Raw genomic sequence first — 528 nt, 5'->3', positions numbered from 1 at the left:
TGCAGCAATGCATGGAGCTGACCAATACTAATCGGTCGAGGGCTTATCCTACAAGTTTTCTGAAAGAAAACTAGCTTTGGAAGCGATACGCTTAACATCGGAGAAAGACTTTCAGGAACAATGCAAGTTCGCAAAGTTTGTTTCGTATCTAGTTTTCAGGGAGTCAACATAGTTTCTATAAGTACAAGTTACTTAAAGATCAACTTAGGAGACTTTCAGCATTTGGCGATGCTGAATCCTGATACAATTAGCATTTGTTATTCAAATGCTCCGTTTGGTGGCGATAGCGGAAGGGTTCCACGCGTACCCATCCCGAACACGACCGTTAAGACTTCCAGCGCCGATGGTACTTGGACCGAAGGGTCCCGGGAGAGTAGGACGTCGCCAAGCGGTACATATTTTTGATTTTAATCTATCAATCTATAAATATATGATGATAGACTTATAGCATGGCCCGTTGGTCAAGGGGTTAAGACACCTCCCTTTCACGGAGGTAACAGGGGTTCGAATCCCCTACGGGTCACCATT

The 528-nt window shown here is 44.5% G+C and carries 1 tRNA gene and 1 rRNA gene; both read left to right on the top strand.

Annotated elements, in window-relative coordinates:
• Positions 1-273: 273 nt before the first annotated feature.
• Positions 274-390: ribosomal RNA gene (gene rrf / locus AC3WJJ_RS25590) — 5S ribosomal RNA — on the top strand.
• A gap of 61 nt (positions 391-451) precedes the next feature.
• Positions 452-526: transfer RNA gene (locus AC3WJJ_RS25585), tRNA-Glu, on the top strand.
• Positions 527-528: the final 2 nt, after the last annotated feature.

The organism is Paenibacillus sp. FW507-14B1B (genome assembly GCF_058781425.1).
Note: the sequence above shows the minus strand (reverse complement) of the source record. Positions and strands in the feature narration are given on the sequence as shown.